Origin of the sequence: Pseudoxanthomonas sangjuensis, from assembly GCF_010211755.1 — a bacterium.
GTDB classification, from domain to species: Bacteria; Pseudomonadota; Gammaproteobacteria; order Xanthomonadales; family Xanthomonadaceae; genus Pseudoxanthomonas_A; species Pseudoxanthomonas_A sangjuensis.
Genome location: NZ_PDWR01000004.1, coordinates 138,634 through 153,799, shown reverse-complemented (window position 1 = coordinate 153,799; position 15,166 = coordinate 138,634). Strand labels below are relative to the sequence as shown.

The following is a 15,166-nucleotide window of genomic DNA, read 5'->3' as shown; positions in this document are numbered from 1 at the left end:
CGATCCTGCCGTGAACCACCGTCATGGCGCCGTCCGGACGCGAACGAACGCCGCACGCTAGACTACGCCGGTGCGAACCCTCGACTTCGAACTCGACCGCGACCACGTGGAACTGAATCAGTTGCTCAAGCTGGCCGGGCTGGCCGGCAGCGGCGGCGAAGGCAAGCAGATCGTCGCCAGCGGCGCGGTGCGGGTGGACGGCGTGGTCGAACTGCGCAAGACCGCAAAGATCCGCGCGGGGCAGGAAGTCGAACTCGACGGTTGCCGCATCCGCGTCGTCGCGGCTTGATCACGCCGCCGCCATTTCCGCGAGTTTCGCGACGGTGTTGAGGTTGCGCCCGGTGCCGTGCTTCGCCGCGGGAAGCTGCAGCTTCGACTGGCCCATGCCGCCGCAGTCGCTGTAGTCGACGTAGATTTCGCGCTTGCCCAGCGCGATGCGTTCGCCGTTCCGGTGCTTCGCCGTCCGCGCCGCGTCCGCGGCCGGCGCCTCGTCGAGGAACAGCACGACGACGCGGTTCGGTGCCGCGTCGGCGAATGGGTTTGCCGCGAGCACTTCAACCAGCTCCGCGCCGCTGCGCACCATCACCCCGACCGGCTTGCCGGCGTAAACGGCCAGCGCGGCCTCGAGTTTCGCCTTCACCTGCTTCTCGTCCGCTCTACTGCGCAGCACCACGTTGCCGCTGGCGATGTAGGTGCGCACGTCGGCGAAACCGGCCCGCTCGCACAACACGCGCAGGTCGGCCATCGGCAGCTTGCCGGTGCCACCCACGTTCACCGCGCGCAACAGGACGACCCAGGTTTTCATGCGCGCAGCATACTGCGCCGGTTAACATCGCGCCCACTCGAACCCGAGAACAGGAACATGACCAGAACCGGCGGATGCATCTGCGGCGCGATCCGTTACACCCTGAGCGAAGAACCCGTCACCGTGCGCCTGTGCTGGTGCCGCGACTGCCAGTACTGGGCCGGCGGCAACGCGCCGCTGAACCTGCGGATGCGCCGGTCCGCAGTGCAGGTGGAAGGCACGCCGAGAAGCTGGGCCAGCCAGGCCGACAGCGGCAACCACATGCTGCGTTCGTTCTGCGGCGAATGCGGCACGCAGATGTTCAGCCAGTCGCTCGAACACCCCGAGTTCATGGTCGTCCGCGCCGGCACCCTGGACGACGCCAGCGGCATCCGCCCGCTGGCCACGATCTGGACCGATTCGGCGCCGGTCTGGGCGGCGATCGACCCGGCCATTCCCTCGTTCCCGCGGCAGCCGGGCTGACCGCCCGGATCACTTGCCTTCGCCGGCCGGCGCCGCGGTTTCCTCGGTTACCGGCAACGCGATCGGCGGCACGCCGGCCGCGAGCCGTGGCGTGGCGGCGCTGTCGAATTCGGACAGCGGGCTTTCATCCGGGCATTTCGCGTCGGGGAAGCCGAACCGGGGGCGCAGTTCCAGGCCGCAGTCGTTCATCGCCTCCAGCGCCGCCTGTTCCGGCCGGCAACGCGCGTCGAAGGCGCGCACGAAGGCGTCGCGGCGCACCAGGAAGTCCTCGCCGCACTTGCGCATCACCCGCAGCCGGTCGAGGTCGTCCTGGATCGGGTTGACCCCGTCCAGGCCGTACTGGCGCAGTTCGTCCGCGGTCAGCAGGCGCAGGTTGCGGTTAGGCACCGCCATCATCATGTCGGCCACCGCCACCGCCGCGCCGTTGCGCTCCAGGTACTCCAGCACGCTCTGGTAGACCACGCGCAGTTCGCTGTTGAGTTCGGCGCGCGTGGTCGCGGTGGAACTCATGCGGATGATGCGGTGGATGCCGACCCGTCCGCTGACCAGGCGCACGTCGCCGGCGGCCAGGATCAGCACGCAGGCGCTGTGGCACACCGCGCCGTCGCGCACCCATTCGGTCCAGCCGGTCCCGGCGATCAGGTCGCCGGCCTTGATCGCCTCCTCGACGATGCCGCCGCTGGAATCGATGTCGAGCACGCGCTTGCCGATACCGATCTCGCCGGCGACCGCGGAAACGCGCTGCATCAGCGCGGTGAAGTCGGGGTTGATCTTGCCGACGTAGCGCAGGCGCAGCACGCCCTTTTCCTTGCACGGCGCCAGCGCGGCGTAGATGCGCTCCTCGTCCAGGCGCTGCAACGGCTCGCCATCGCCGATCGCGGCGTAATCCAGGCTGCAGCTGATCGATGCGATGCCGGGTTCCAGTTCGCGCGGCGACCAGTCCACCGCCTGGGCGGCGTCCTTCGCCTGCCGCTTCTCCTTTTCGCGCCTGGCCGCTTCTTCCTTCTTCAGCGGCACCGGCGCGGTGCTGACCGCGCCGCCTTCCTCGGGACTGGCGACGGGCACGGTCTGGCCGACCTCCGTGCCGCCGCCTTGCGGCCGGCAGGCCAGCAGCGAAAGGCACAGGAGGACGGGCAGCACGCGGAATCCGGACATACGCCGCCAGTGTAGTGAATGCGGGCGGCGCTGCCCTAATGCCGGGTGAATCCGCGGCTTTCAGCCGGGGCGCGACAGCGACCAGAAACCGATGTCGCGGCGCAGGCGGTAGCCCATGAATTCGTACAGGGCCTTGGCCCGCGGGTTGTCGTGGCTGACGTGCAGGAACGGCACGCTGCCGCGCGCCAGCGTGTCGTTGCCCAGCCATGCGGTCAGCCGTTGCGCGTAGCCGCGGCCGGTGAAGTCCGGATGCGTGCAGATCGCGCTCATCTCGCGGAACTCGTGCGTGCCGAGGCGCTCGCCGATCATCGCCGCCAGCCGGCCATCGACGTAGATCCCGAAATAGCGCCCCATTTCCATCGTGCGCCGGCGGAAGTAATGCGGGTACACCAGCGCGGTCAGCTCCAGCGCGTCGTCGCGCTGCGCCTGCGTCGTCAGCTCGACGATCTCCGGCCCGTCGGCCACATCGATAGGCGCATCGCGGACCATCTGCGCGAGCGGGCGGAAGGCGTCGAGTTTCCATCCCGGTGGCGGCTCCGGCACCACGCCGAGCAGGTAGACCGATTCGCCGGGCGCGACCAGCTTCCCGAGCGCATCGCCGACATCCGCGCCGGCGTCGGCGACGCCGAGGAACGGGGCGAATTCGGCCGGGTAGCGCAGCACCGTCCCGGATTCGAGCGCGATGTTCCTGTGCAGGGTGCGCAGGGCGGAATGGAAGGGGGCGTCGAGGTCGGTGGCCGGCATGCCGCCATGTTAGGCCGAAGGACGATGGATGGACATCCGGCCCTTGCGTGGACGGTGCCGGAACCGGCCGCCGCTACACCTTCACCGTCTTCCACTTGCCCCGCGTGAACAGCCACAGCGTGAACGCGCCGACCGCGGTCTCGGAAACGAACACGGCCCAGAACACGCCCGCATGCCCCCGATCCAGGCGCAACGCCAGCAGCCAGGCCAGCGGGATCTGGATCAGCCAGAAGAACACCAGGTTGATCCGGGTCGGCGTCATGGTGTCGCCCGCGCCGTTGAACGCCTGCACGCTGACCATCCACCAGCCGTACACGAACAGCGAATACGACAGGATGCGCAGCCACTCCGCGCCGACGGCGACCACCTGCGCATCGCCGGTGAAGAAGCCGACCAGCCCGCGCGGGAACAGGAAGAACAGCGCCGCCACCGCCAGCAGGTAGGCCATGTTGTACCAGCCGATGCGCCACACCGCGGCCTCGGCGCGACCGGGCTGGCCGGCGCCGAGGTTCTGGCCGACCAGCGTCGCCGCCGCGTTCGACATGCCCCAGGCCGGCATCATCGTGAACATCATGATGCGGATGGCGATGGTGGCGCCGGCCACCGCATCGCTGCCGATGCTGGCGAGGATGCGCATCAGGAAGATCCACGAGGTCATCGCCACGATCATCTGCCCCACCCCGCCCAGCGAGGTGCGCACGATCTGCCACAGCACCGCGCCGCGCCAGGCCAGTTGCGATGCGGCCACGCGGATGTGCTGGCCGCCGCGGAACAGCACCCACAACTGGAACAGCACGCCGATGCCGCGGCCGATGTTGGTGGCCAAGCCCGCGCCCTCGATGCCCAGCGCGGGCACCGGCCCGAGGCCGAAGATCAGCAGCGGGCACAGCAGGATGTTCAGGCCGTTCGACAGCCACAGCACGCGCATCGCGATGGCCGCGTCGCCGGCGCCGCGGAAGATCGCGTTGATCACGAACAGCAGCATGATCACCGCGTTGCCGCCGAGCATCCACTGCGTGTAGCGATAGCCATGCGCGATGCTCCACGCATCGCCGCCCATCAGCCGGAGCAAATCCTGCGCCCAGGTGATGCCGACCACCGCGGGCACGACGGATGCCAGCAGCGCGACGAAGATCGCCTGCACCGCGGTGACCGCGGCCTCCTCGCGCTTGCCCTCGCCGACCCGGCGCGCCACCAGCGCGGTCACGCCCATCGCCAGGCCCATCGCCACCGAATACAGCAGGAACAGATAGCTCTCGGTCAGGCCCACCGTCGCCACCGCCGACGGCCCCAGCTTGGCGACGAAGAAGATGTCGACCACCGCGAAGGTCGACTCCAGCACCAGCTCCAGCACCATCGGCACCGCCAGCAGGAACACCGCGCGGCGCATGGGGATGCGGGTGTAATCCGCGCCGGTGCCGCGGATCGCCTCGCGCAGCTCCGCCCACAGCGACTGCCGGGCGGCGGCGCCGGCATGGGGCGGCGTGTTCTCGATCGGTTGTCCGGACTGCATCGCGAGGCTCCGTCGGTCGAATGGCGATGCTACCTGCGACGAACGGCAGCCCTCCGGATCGACATCGCCCCGGACCCGGCTGCGACGCGTTGCGGAATCAGGAGACCATCGGCAGCTTCAGGCCCTGCTCTTTCGCGCACTGTTTCGCGATCTCGTAGCCCGCATCGGCATGCCGCATCACCCCGGTACCGGGGTCGTTCCACAGCACGCGGGCGATGCGCTTGTCGGCGGCTTCGCTGCCGTCGCAGACGATGACCACGCCGCTGTGCTGCGAATAGCCCATGCCGACGCCGCCGCCATGGTGCAGCGACACCCAGGTGGCGCCGCCGGCGACGTTGAGCATGGCATTGAGCAGCGGCCAGTCGCTGACCGCGTCGCTGCCGTCCTGCATCGCCTCGGTCTCGCGATTGGGCGATGCCACCGAGCCGCTGTCGAGATGGTCGCGGCCGATCACCACCGGCGCCTTCAACTCGCCGTTGCGCACCATCTCGTTGAACGCCAGGCCCAGCTTGTGGCGCTGGCCCAGGCCGACCCAGCAGATGCGCGCCGGCAGGCCCTGGAAGGAAATGCGTTCCTTCGCCATGTCCAGCCAGTTGTGCAGGTGCGGATCGTCGGGGATCAGTTCCTTGACCTTGGCATCGGTCCTGTAGATGTCCTCCGGGTCGCCGCTCAGCGCGACCCAGCGGAACGGGCCGATGCCGCGGCAGAACAGCGGGCGCACGTAGGCCGGGACGAAGCCGGGGAAGTCGAACGCGTTCGCGCAGCCTTCGTCGAACGCCATCTGCCGGATGTTGTTGCCGTAATCGACGGTGGGAATGCCTTGCGCGTGGAAGGCGAGCATCGCTTCGACATGCACGCGCATCGACCGCTTCGCCGCGTCGCGGACCTTGTCCGGGTTCGCCTTCTGTTCGTCGAGCCACCGCTCGACCGTCCAGCCGATCGGCAGGTAGCCGTGCACCGGGTCGTGCGCGGAGGTCTGGTCGGTCACGCAATCCGGGCGCACGCCGCGGCGGACGAGCTCAGGAAGGACCTCCGCCGCGTTGCCGAGCAGCGCGATCGATTTCGCTTCGCCGGCGGCGGTGTACTTGGCGATGCGGGCGAGCGCGTCGTCGAGATCGGTCGCCTGCTCGTCGACGTAGCGCGTCTTCAGGCGGAAATCGATGCGGCTCTGCTGGCATTCGATGTTCAGCGAGCACGCGCCGGCCAGCGACGCCGCCAGCGGCTGCGCGCCGCCCATGCCGCCGAGGCCGGCGGTGAGGATCCACTTGCCGCGCAGGTTGCCGCCGTAATGCTGGCGGCCCATCTCGACGAAGGTTTCGTAGGTGCCCTGCACGATGCCCTGCGAGCCGATGTAGATCCACGAGCCCGCGGTCATCTGCCCGTACATCATCAGGCCCTTGCGGTCGAGTTCGTTGAAGTGCTCCCACGTCGCCCAGTGCGGTACCAGGTTGGAATTGGCGATCAGCACGCGCGGCGCGTCGGCGTGCGACGGGAACACGCCGACCGGCTTGCCCGACTGCACCAGCAGGGTTTCGTCGTCGCCGAGCGTCTTCAGCGTCGCGAGGATTCTGTCGAAGCAGTCCCAGTCGCGCGCGGCGCGGCCGATGCCGCCATAGACGACGAGGTCCTCGGGACGTTCGGCGACCTCGGCATCGAGGTTGTTCTGCAGCATGCGGAACGGCGCCTCGGTCAGCCACGAGCGGCAGTTGAGCGCGGTGCCGCGCGGCGCGCGGACGTGGCGGGACGGGTCGTGGCGATTGGACATGGCGGTTCGCGGTTCGGTGGATGCGTTGCGCCGATTATCGCAGCACGGCCGGGGCTGGCATACTCGGCGCATGCGTTCCGCACGCTTCCTCCGCCATAGCTGCCTGTTGCTGCTGATGACCTTCGCTGGCATCGCCCACGCCGCCGAACCCGGCCGCGTCCTGCTCTTCAGCAAGACGCTGGGCTGGCGCCACGACTCCATCCCGGCCGGTATTGCCGCACTGCAAAAACTCGCCGCGGACGCGGGACTGCGGGCCGACGCCACCGAGGACGCCGCGCAGTTCACCGCCGACAACCTGAAGCGCTACCGCGCGGTGGTGTTCGTCAACACCACCGGCAGCGTGCTCGATGCCGCGCAGCAACGGGCCTTCGAGGGTTACATCCGCGGCGGCGGCGGCTTCATGGGCGTGCATTCGGCCGCCGACACGCACTACGACTGGCCGTGGTACGGGCGGCTGGTCGGGGCCTGGTTCCTGGGCCATCCACCGGGCTTGCAGGACACGCGGGTGGAATTCGCGCACGACGGCATCGCCGACGGCGGGCGCGCATGGCGCGTCGCCGACGAGCTGTACAACTACCGCGACAACCCGCGCGGACGCGTCGACGTCATCGCCGGCATCGACGAATCGACCTACGAAGGCGGCACGATGGGCGACGACCATCCGATCGCGTGGTGCCACGCCTTCGACGGTGGCCGCGCCTGGTACACCGGCCTGGGCCACCGCATCGGGATGTATTCCGAACCGGTGTTCCTGCGCCACCTGGCGCGCGGCCTGCGCTACGCCAGCGGACTGGCCGACGCGTGCTGAGTCATTCGGACGGGCAGTCCGTCCGCCGCGCGGCCTCGAAGGTTTCCGCCGCGGCCGCGTCGGCGGGCGTCGGCGGCCCCAGGCCGCCGTCGAAGACCACCCGCCAGCGGCCGTCTTCGTCCTGCTGCCAGACCGAACCGAAGCGCCCCAGCCGGTAACTGCCGTCCCGCGGGTTGCGATACAGCGCCGGACCGCTGGAATAGGCGGTGCGGCCGTCGCCGGCCCCCGAGACCTGGTCCGGATACCAGCGCAGTCCCAGCGCGCTGCCGTCGACGATGCCCCGCCAGTCGGCGACGATGGCCGCGCGCCCGCGGGTGGTCCGGCCGCCGACGCCGAACACCGCGTCGGCGTGCACGTGCTCGGCGAACGCGGCCATGTCGTGTTCGGCCACGGAACGGGCGAAGCCGAGCTCGCGCGCCCATACCGCGCAGCGCGCCGGCTCGTCCGCACCCGCGGCCGGGGCTTCCGCGCCGTGCGCCGGTCCGCCCGTGGCTGCGGCCGCCAGCGCGACGGCCAAGACCGGTAGCCTTGTCATGCAATAATCCCCCGGATTCCGCCAATTCCGCGCCATTCCATCCGGTTCCGCCCACCCATGTACCTGCCATTGGTCAGGGTCGCGTGGCTTGCCGCCCTGTCGTTCCTTGCAGGCTGCGCCAGCGCGCCCCGCTCCGCCGTTCCCGCCACCGATGTCGCTCCGCTGTTGCTGGTTTCGATCGACGGCCTGCGCGCCGATGCGGTGGGCCGGGGCGAAATGCCGAACCTCGACCGCCTGGCTGCGGAGGGCGTGCGCGCGGCGTGGATGAACCCGTCGTACCCGACGCTGACCTTCCCCAACCATTACACGCTGGTCACCGGCCTGCGCCCCGACCACCACGGCGTGGTCCACAACACCATGCGCGTGCAGTCGCTGGGCAGTTTCCGCTCCAAGGACAAGCAGGCGGTCGGCGACAGCCGCTGGTGGAGCGGCGCCGCGCCGCTGTGGGTCAGCGCGGAAAAGGCCGGCCTGCGCACGGCGACGATGTACTGGCCGGGCAGCGAGGCCGAGATCGACGGCATCCGCCCCAGCCACTGGCGTCTCTACGACGGCAGCGTGACCGCGAACCAGCGCGTCGAACAGGTGCTGGCCTGGCTGGATCTGCCCGCCGCCGAGCGCCCGCGCCTGGTCACGCTGTACTTCAACCAGGTCGACGAGGCCTCGCACGAGTTCGGCCCCGGCTCGGCGCAGGCGCATGCCGGCCGCGTGCTGGTCGACGATGCGCTGGGCGCGTTGCGGCAGGGGCTCGCCGCGCGCGGGCTGCTCGATGCGGTCAACCTGGTCGTGGTCTCCGACCACGGCTTCGCCGAGGCGCCGCCCGCGCAGTACATCGCCATCGAGGACATGGTCGACCCCGGGCTGGCCGACAACATCGCCGCCGGGCAGGTGATCGGTTTCGACCCGCGCCAGGGCTACAAGCTGCAGGCCGAGCACCGGTTGCTCGGACGCCACGACCATTACCAATGCTGGCGCAAGGGCGAGATGCCCAAGCGCTGGCGCTACGGCAGCAGCCTGCGCATCCCGCCGATCGTCTGCCAGATGGACGAAGGCTGGAACGCGATACCGCGCGAGCACCTGCTCAAGGCCAGGCCGGAACAACTGAACCACGGCGCGCACGGCTACGACCCGGCGCTGCCGTCGATGCGCGCCAGCTTCGTCGCCCACGGTCCCGCGTTCCGCAGCGGCACGACGATCCCGGCATTCGACAACGTCGACGTCTACCCGTTGCTGGCGCGGCTGCTCGGCCTGCGCGTGCGCCGCGGCGACGGCGACATCGCGCCGCTGCTGCCGGCATTGAAGGACGCGCGCGCGGCGAAATGAACGCGACGCCGTCCCTGCTCGCGCTGCGCATGCCGAGCCCGGTCGGCACGCTGACCCTGGTCGCCGACGCGGCTTGCCTGCGCGAGATCCACTTCCCGAAGGAACGCCATCCGTCGAAACGGCCGTTGCCGCGCGAAGGCGAGAACGGCCCGCTGCGCGAGGCGCGGCGGCAACTCGATGCGTACTTCGATGGCGGGTTGCGCGCGTTCGACCTGCCGCTGAACCCGATCGGCACCGATTTCCAGCGCGAAGTCTGGGCGATGCTGGCGGCGATTCCGTATGGCGCGACCTGGAGCTACGGCGAACTGGCCCGGCGCATCGGCAAGCCGGACGCGGTGCGCGCGGTCGGCGCGGCCAACGGCCGCAACCCGTTGCCGATCGTGCTGCCCTGCCATCGCGTGATCGGCGCCGACGGTTCGCTCACCGGCTTCGGCGGCGGCCTGCCGACCAAGCAGTTCCTGCTGCGCCTGGAAGGCGCGCTGCCGCCGGAAACCGATCTGTTCGCCTGAACTCCCCGCCCGGGCGCGTCGCGCGCGGGTCAGGCGAGCAGCGCCCGCATCGCCGTGCGGAAGCGCGCCGCGATGGCTTCGCGTTCGCGGTGGCGGCCGCCGCGGACGACCAGCGAGCCGGCAACCGAGACTTCCTTCACCAGCGGGCGGTTGCCGCCGAAGATCCAGCGGTCGGCCACGTCTTCGTCGCGCGCACCGGCAAGCTGCGGCGCGTCGGCGTCGAGCACGACGATGTCGTCCGCCGCATCGAAGCCGGACGCGTTCGCCGCGCTGGCGTACGCGCCGCGCAGCAGGGTTTCGCCGACGCTCGGCGAGCCGGCGCGCACGGCGATGTTGCGGTGGCGGGTGGCGAGGCGCTGCCCGTACTCGAGCCAGCGCAGTTCCTCGACCGGCGAGACCGAGATGTGTGAATCCGAACCGATGCCCCACGCGCCGTTCGCGTCGAGGAAGGCGCGCAGCGGGAACAGGCCATCGCCGAGGTTGGCCTCGGTGGTCGGGCACAGCGCCACGGTCGCGCCGCTGCGGGCGATGCCGGCGACTTCCCCGTCGGTGAGATGCGTCGCATGCACCAGCGTCCAGCGCGCGTCGGCCGGGAAATTCTCCAGCAGCCATTCCACCGGCCGCGCGCCGCGCAACGCGACGCAGTCCTGCACTTCGCCGATCTGCTCGGCGATGTGCAGGTGGATGCGCGCGTCCCGCGGCAGCGCGGCCAGCACCTCGCGCATCGCCGCTTCCGGCACCGCGCGCAGGCTGTGGAAGGCGCAGCCGAGGTTCACGGTCGCGTCGATCCCGCGCGACAGCTCGTCGAACAGCCGGAGGTAGCCTTCGACGCCGAAACCGAAGCGCTTCTGCCGCCCGCCCAGCGCGCGGCCGTCGAAACCGCCGGTCATGTACAGCACCGGCAACAGCGTGAGGCGAATGCCGGTGTCGCGCGCGGCGGCGATCAGCGCCCGCGACATCGCCGCCGGGTCGGCGTAGGGCGTCCCGTCGGGCGCGTGGTGCAGGTAGTGGAATTCGCAGACCGAGGTGTAGCCGGCTTCCAGCATTTCCGCGTACAGCTGCGCGGCCACCGCATGCAGCGATTCGGGATCGAAGCGCGCGGCCATGCGGTACATGGTCTCGCGCCAGGTCCAGAACGAATCCTCCGGATTCGTCTGCCGCTCGGCGAGGCCGGCCATCGCGCGCTGGAACGCGTGCGAATGCAGGTTGGCGATGCCCCGCAGGCGCCAGCCGGCGGGGGTTCGGGTGACCGGTGGCGTGGCGCGTCCGCTCATGCCGGCATTGTCGCCCGCGCCCGCCTTCCGCGCCACGCCGCTTACAATCGGCCGATGAGTACGACCCGCCCCCCCTGGGATGGACTGATCGTCGGCCCCTCGCTGGCGACGCTGGATGGCGAAGGCTATAGCGCGATCGGCGACGGCGCGCTGGGCTGGAAGGACGGGCGCATCGCCTTCGTCGGCCCGGCCGCCGCCCTGCCCGCGGATCCCGGCGAACTGGCCGACGAAACGATCGAAGCCGAAGGCTGGATCACCCCCGGCCTGATCGACTGCCACACCCACCTGGTCTTCGCCGGCGATCGTTCCGGCGAGTTCGAGCAGCGCCTGCAGGGCGCCAGTTACGAGGAAATCGCGCGCGGCGGCGGCGGCATCGTGTCGACGGTGCGGGCGACGCGCGAAGCGGGCGAGGACGCGCTGCTGGCGCAATCGCTGCCGCGCGCGAAGGCGCTGCTTGGCGACGGCGCGACCACGCTCGAGATCAAGTCCGGCTACGGCCTCGACTTCGCCAACGAGCGCAAGATGCTGCGCGTGGCCAAACGCGTCGGCGAAACGCTGGGCGTCGAGGTTCGCACCAGCTTCCTTGGCGCGCATGCGCTGCCGCCGGAGTTCGCCGGTCGTGCCGATGCCTACATCGACGAAGTCGTCGCGTGGCTGCCGCGGTTGCATGCCGAAGGCCTGGTCGACGCGGTCGACGCCTTCGCCGAACGCATCGGCTTCGACATCGCGCAGACCCGGCGCGTGTTCGAGGCCGCGCGTGCGCTCGGCCTGCCGGTCAAGCTGCACGCCGACCAGCTGAGCGACGGCGGCGGCGCGGCACTGGTCGCGGAATTCGGCGGGTTGTCGGCCGACCACGTCGAATACACGTCGACCGACGGCGTGCGTGCGATGGCTGCGCACGGCACGGTCGCGGTGCTGCTGCCCGGCGCGTTCCACTGCCTGCGCGAGACGAAACTGCCACCGCTGGACGCATTCCGCGAGCACAGCGTACCGATGGCGGTGGCCACCGACTGCAACCCGGGCACTTCGCCGCTGCAGTCGTTGCGGCTGGCGATGTCGCTGGCCTGCACGCACTTCCGGCTGACTCCGGCCGAGGCGCTGCGCGGCACGACGGTCAACGCGGCAAGGGCGCTGGGCCTGGGCGACCGCGGCACGTTGAAGGCGGGCATGCGCGCCGACTTCGCGCTGTGGAACGTCGCGCGGCCGGCGGAGCTGGCCTACTGGCTGGGCGGCAATCCGCTGCTCGCCGCGTATTCCGGCGGACGCCGGATCGCCTGACCGGGGAAGCGGATCCCGGAAACGGAAAACGCGGCGCAAGCGCCGCGTTTCTCGCCCCGCCGAAAACCGGAGATCAGCCGGCCTTGACGGCGGTCTTCTTCGCCACGGCCTTCTTGGCCGGGGCCTTGGTCACGGTCTTCTTCGCCACCGGCGCGGCGGCGCCCACGGCGACCTTGGAAACCTGCTTGCGCGCATTGCCGTAGCTGCTGTTGTAGCGCTTGCCCTTGGCGGTCTTGCGATCACCCTTGCCCATCTGGAACTCCTCGTAGTGAAAGACGCTGCGCAAGCCGGAAACCCGCTGCGCAAGGGCGCGAATGCTACCACAACGGCCGACCCGCCGGCCCCGGAAACCGCAGGCAGGACGCTGGAAAAGCCCGGTTAGTGCGCGCAGCTGGCGTCGTGCACGTGGCCGTGGTTCAGGCGCAGGTTGATCACGTGCGCCACCCCGACCAGGGTGCCGCCGAAGGTCATCGCCACCGCGTGCGGCACCAGCGTCGCGTGCAGCGGCGCGTACAGCACCGCGGCCCATAACGCGGCCAGGCCCAGGGCCAGCAGCCCCAGCGCGCGCACCGCGCGATGGCGGCGCCAACCCCAGACCAGGCTGAAGGCGCCCAGCAGGGTGGCGAAGGCCACGAAAGCGCGCTCGAAACCATCGCCCAGCCAGGCCGACACGCCCAGCGCCGGCAGCAGCGCGATCAGCAGCGGCAACACGGCGCAGTGCACGGCGCACAACAGCGAGCCGGTCGCGCCGAGTCGGTCCAGCCATTTTCGGAAGTCGGAGGCCATGATCGGAAGTATGACTTTCGGGAGAGGGGCCCGAGCCAGTTTCGATATATTATAACATCAATAATCGAATTTCTCCCTCCTCCCCTTCAAGGCTGCAGATGAAGCTGAACCGACTTGCCCTGGCCCTCGTCGCCGCATTGGCGGCCGCCCCGGCCTTCGCCCAGAGCACCCCCGATGCCGGGCAGACGCCCCCACCCGCCGATCCCCGGCACGGATCCGCCTCGGGCGACCGCCATACCAAGGACCTGGACAAGATCGTGGTCACCGCCGGCGCGCTGCGCAGCACCGCGGAGGAACTGAGCAAGCCGGCCGAGGTGCTGGCCGGCGAGCGCCTCGACGAGAGCCGCGCCGCCAGCCTCGGCGAAACCATCTCCGGCCTGACCGGCGTGCAGAGCTCCAACTTCGGCCCCGGCGTCGGCCGGCCGATCGTGCGCGGCATGGACGGCCCGCGCGTGGCCGTGCTCGACAACGGCCTGTCCGGGCAGGACGCGTCCACGGTCAGCCAGGACCACGCGCCGGCGGTGGAACCCTTCCTCGCCGACCAGATCGAGGTGCTGAAGGGCCCGTCCACCCTGCTCTACGGCAGCGGCGCGATCGGCGGCGTGGTCAACGTGGTCGACGGCCGCATCGCCGAGGACGCGGTCGAAGGCATCAGCGGGCGCGCCGGGGCGCGCCTCGACGCCGGCGACAAGGACGGCGAGACCGCGATGTTCCGCGTCGATGCCGGCAACGGCGGGCTGTCGGTGCATGCCGACGGCGTCTACCGCAACGCGAAGGACTACGACACGCCGCGGGGCCGGCAGGCCAATACCTTCATCGATGCGAAGTCCGGCGCGCTGGGCGCGTCGCTGGCCGGCGACTGGGGCTTCGTCGGCGTGTCGGTGGCGCGCTTCGACGACGAATACGGCAACCCCGGCAACCCCGGCGAACCCGGCGAACCCGGCGAACCCGGCGAACCCGGCGAACCCGGCGACCCGGCCGCGGGCGAGCGCGGCGTATGGCTGAAGCTGCGGCAGGACCGCTACCAACTGAAGGGCGGCCTGACCGATCCCTGGGGCGAAGGCAGCGGCCTGCGCTGGAGTTTCGGCCATACCGGTTACGAGCACACCGAGTTCGAGGGCGACGAGACCGGCACCGTATTCGACAAGCGCGCCAACGAGGGCCGCGTCGAGGCCAGCTTCGCCTACGGCGGCTGGAAGACCGCGGTCGGCCTGCAGGGCGCCGATTCCACCTTCGCCGCGATCGGCGAAGAGGCCTTCGTACCCACGACCGGCAACAAATCGCTGGGCCTGTTCGCGGTCGCGCAGCATTCGTGGGGCGCGTTCGACGCCGAATTCGGCGCGCGCCTGGACCGGATCGAATACGAAACCGACGGCGGCCTGTCCGCCGACTTCAAGCCGGCCAGCGCATCGCTGGGCGGCGGCTACCGCTTCAACGACGACTGGCGCCTGACCGCCAGCCTCGACCACGCCGAACGCGCGCCGGCCGAGGAGGAACTGTTCGCCGACGGCCCGCACATCGCCACCCTCGCCTACGAGGTCGGCGATGCCGGATTGAAGAAGGAAGCCGCCAACCAGGCCGAACTCGGCCTGCAGTACCGCAACGACTTCGTCGACGCCAAGGTTTCGGCCTACTACAACCGCTACGACGACTTCATCTACCTCGCCGACACCGGCGACACCTGGTATTTCGACGAAGAGGACGAGGAACTGCCGATCCGCCAATGGTCGCAGGCCGACGCGGTCTTCCGCGGCTTCGAAGGCGAAGCGACCATGCACCTGGCCGACGACGAGACCCTCGGCGCCTGGGACCTGCGCGTGTTCGGCGACACGGTGCGCGCGCGGCTCAGGGACGGTGGCAACCTGCCGCGCATTGCGCCGGCGCGCTTCGGTGCGCAATTGCGCTGGGAAGGCCAGGCCTGGCGCGCCTCGCTGGGCGCGACCCGCTACCGGAAGCAGGACCGGGTCGCCGTGAACGAAACCCCGACTGCCGGCTACACGCTGGTCGACGCTCACGTCGCCTGGCACATCGACCGCGACGACACCGCCTGGGAAGTGTTCCTGGACGGCAACAACCTGGCCGACCAGGATGCACGCGTGCACACCTCGTTCCTGAAGGACGACGTGATGCTGCCGGGCCGCAACTGGTCGTTCGGCGTGCGCGCGTTCTTCTGACCCCGGGCCAGTCGGGCCGCGTGCCCGGCCGCAATTCG

Annotated in this window: 16 protein-coding genes; 7 read left to right on the top strand and 9 right to left on the bottom strand. The window is 70.3% G+C overall.

Annotated elements, in window-relative coordinates:
- Positions 1-70: 70 nt before the first annotated feature.
- A complete protein-coding gene (locus tag CSC71_RS03515) occupies positions 71-289 on the top strand; it encodes an RNA-binding S4 domain-containing protein (protein WP_162372964.1) in 219 nt (72 codons plus the stop codon).
- On the opposite strand, the gene CSC71_RS03510 is transcribed toward CSC71_RS03515, so the two are convergent.
- The gene (locus CSC71_RS03510) at positions 290-805 is read right to left on the bottom strand and encodes a DUF1697 domain-containing protein (RefSeq protein ID WP_162372963.1); all 516 of its coding nucleotides are present in this window, start codon (positions 803-805) and stop codon (positions 290-292) included.
- A gap of 57 nt (positions 806-862) precedes the next feature.
- Here CSC71_RS03510 and CSC71_RS03505 point away from each other — a divergent pair, with 57 nt between their 5' ends.
- On the top strand, positions 863-1,267 hold the full coding sequence (locus tag CSC71_RS03505; RefSeq protein ID WP_162372962.1) for a GFA family protein: 405 nt from the start codon (positions 863-865) through the stop codon (positions 1,265-1,267).
- Between the two features lie 9 nt (positions 1,268-1,276).
- Here CSC71_RS03505 and CSC71_RS03500 read toward each other — a convergent pair whose 3' ends face one another.
- From CSC71_RS03500 to hutU, 4 genes are all read right to left on the bottom strand, one after another.
- Positions 1,277-2,422 (bottom strand): COG3904 family protein, encoded by a 1,146-nt coding sequence (locus CSC71_RS03500; protein WP_425501912.1) that lies wholly within the window; start codon positions 2,420-2,422, stop codon positions 1,277-1,279.
- 60 nt (positions 2,423-2,482) lie between these two features.
- The gene (locus CSC71_RS03495; RefSeq protein WP_162372960.1) at positions 2,483-3,166 is read right to left on the bottom strand and encodes a GNAT family N-acetyltransferase; all 684 of its coding nucleotides are present in this window, start codon (positions 3,164-3,166) and stop codon (positions 2,483-2,485) included.
- Between the two features lie 73 nt (positions 3,167-3,239).
- Complete coding sequence (locus CSC71_RS03490) at positions 3,240-4,679, bottom strand: MATE family efflux transporter (protein WP_162372959.1); 1,440 nt, start codon at positions 4,677-4,679, stop codon at positions 3,240-3,242.
- Positions 4,680-4,776: 97 nt separating this feature from the next.
- A complete protein-coding gene (hutU, locus tag CSC71_RS03485; RefSeq protein WP_162372958.1) occupies positions 4,777-6,444 on the bottom strand; it encodes a urocanate hydratase in 1,668 nt (555 codons plus the stop codon).
- Positions 6,445-6,514: 70 nt separating this feature from the next.
- On the opposite strand from hutU, the gene CSC71_RS03480 reads away from it, so the two are divergent.
- The gene (locus tag CSC71_RS03480; protein WP_162372957.1) at positions 6,515-7,252 is read left to right on the top strand and encodes a ThuA domain-containing protein; all 738 of its coding nucleotides are present in this window, start codon (positions 6,515-6,517) and stop codon (positions 7,250-7,252) included.
- Between the two features lies 1 nt (position 7,253).
- On the opposite strand, the gene CSC71_RS03475 is transcribed toward CSC71_RS03480, so the two are convergent.
- On the bottom strand, positions 7,254-7,787 hold the full coding sequence (locus tag CSC71_RS03475) for a YybH family protein (RefSeq protein WP_162372956.1): 534 nt from the start codon (positions 7,785-7,787) through the stop codon (positions 7,254-7,256).
- A 57-nt stretch (positions 7,788-7,844) separates the two neighbouring features.
- Here CSC71_RS03475 and CSC71_RS03470 point away from each other — a divergent pair, with 57 nt between their 5' ends.
- Both CSC71_RS03470 and CSC71_RS03465 read left to right on the top strand, forming a co-directional pair.
- Positions 7,845-9,107: an alkaline phosphatase family protein gene (locus CSC71_RS03470; protein WP_162372955.1), complete on the top strand. Its 1,263-nt coding sequence runs from the start codon at positions 7,845-7,847 to the stop codon at positions 9,105-9,107.
- A complete protein-coding gene (locus CSC71_RS03465; RefSeq protein ID WP_162372954.1) occupies positions 9,104-9,616 on the top strand; it encodes a methylated-DNA--[protein]-cysteine S-methyltransferase in 513 nt (170 codons plus the stop codon). The genes CSC71_RS03470 and CSC71_RS03465 overlap by 4 nt, the downstream gene beginning before the upstream one ends.
- Before the next feature lie 29 nt (positions 9,617-9,645).
- Here CSC71_RS03465 and CSC71_RS03460 read toward each other — a convergent pair whose 3' ends face one another.
- Positions 9,646-10,890 carry a formimidoylglutamate deiminase gene (locus CSC71_RS03460; protein WP_162372953.1) on the bottom strand — a complete coding sequence of 415 codons (1,245 nt, stop codon included), beginning with the start codon at positions 10,888-10,890 and terminating at the stop codon, positions 9,646-9,648.
- 54 nt (positions 10,891-10,944) lie between these two features.
- Between CSC71_RS03460 and hutI the strand changes: the two genes are divergently transcribed.
- A complete protein-coding gene (gene hutI, locus CSC71_RS03455) occupies positions 10,945-12,168 on the top strand; it encodes an imidazolonepropionase (RefSeq protein WP_162372952.1) in 1,224 nt (407 codons plus the stop codon).
- Between the two features lie 73 nt (positions 12,169-12,241).
- On the opposite strand, the gene CSC71_RS03450 is transcribed toward hutI, so the two are convergent.
- Positions 12,242-12,421 carry a 30S ribosomal protein THX gene (locus CSC71_RS03450; protein ID WP_162372951.1) on the bottom strand — a complete coding sequence of 60 codons (180 nt, stop codon included), beginning with the start codon at positions 12,419-12,421 and terminating at the stop codon, positions 12,242-12,244.
- 125 nt (positions 12,422-12,546) lie between these two features.
- The gene (locus CSC71_RS03445; protein WP_162372950.1) at positions 12,547-12,954 is read right to left on the bottom strand and encodes a MerC domain-containing protein; all 408 of its coding nucleotides are present in this window, start codon (positions 12,952-12,954) and stop codon (positions 12,547-12,549) included.
- Positions 12,955-13,022: 68 nt separating this feature from the next.
- Between CSC71_RS03445 and CSC71_RS03440 the strand changes: the two genes are divergently transcribed.
- Entirely contained in the window at positions 13,023-15,128 is a 2,106-nt protein-coding gene (locus tag CSC71_RS03440; protein WP_211367840.1) for a TonB-dependent receptor, read from the top strand.
- Positions 15,129-15,166: the final 38 nt, after the last annotated feature.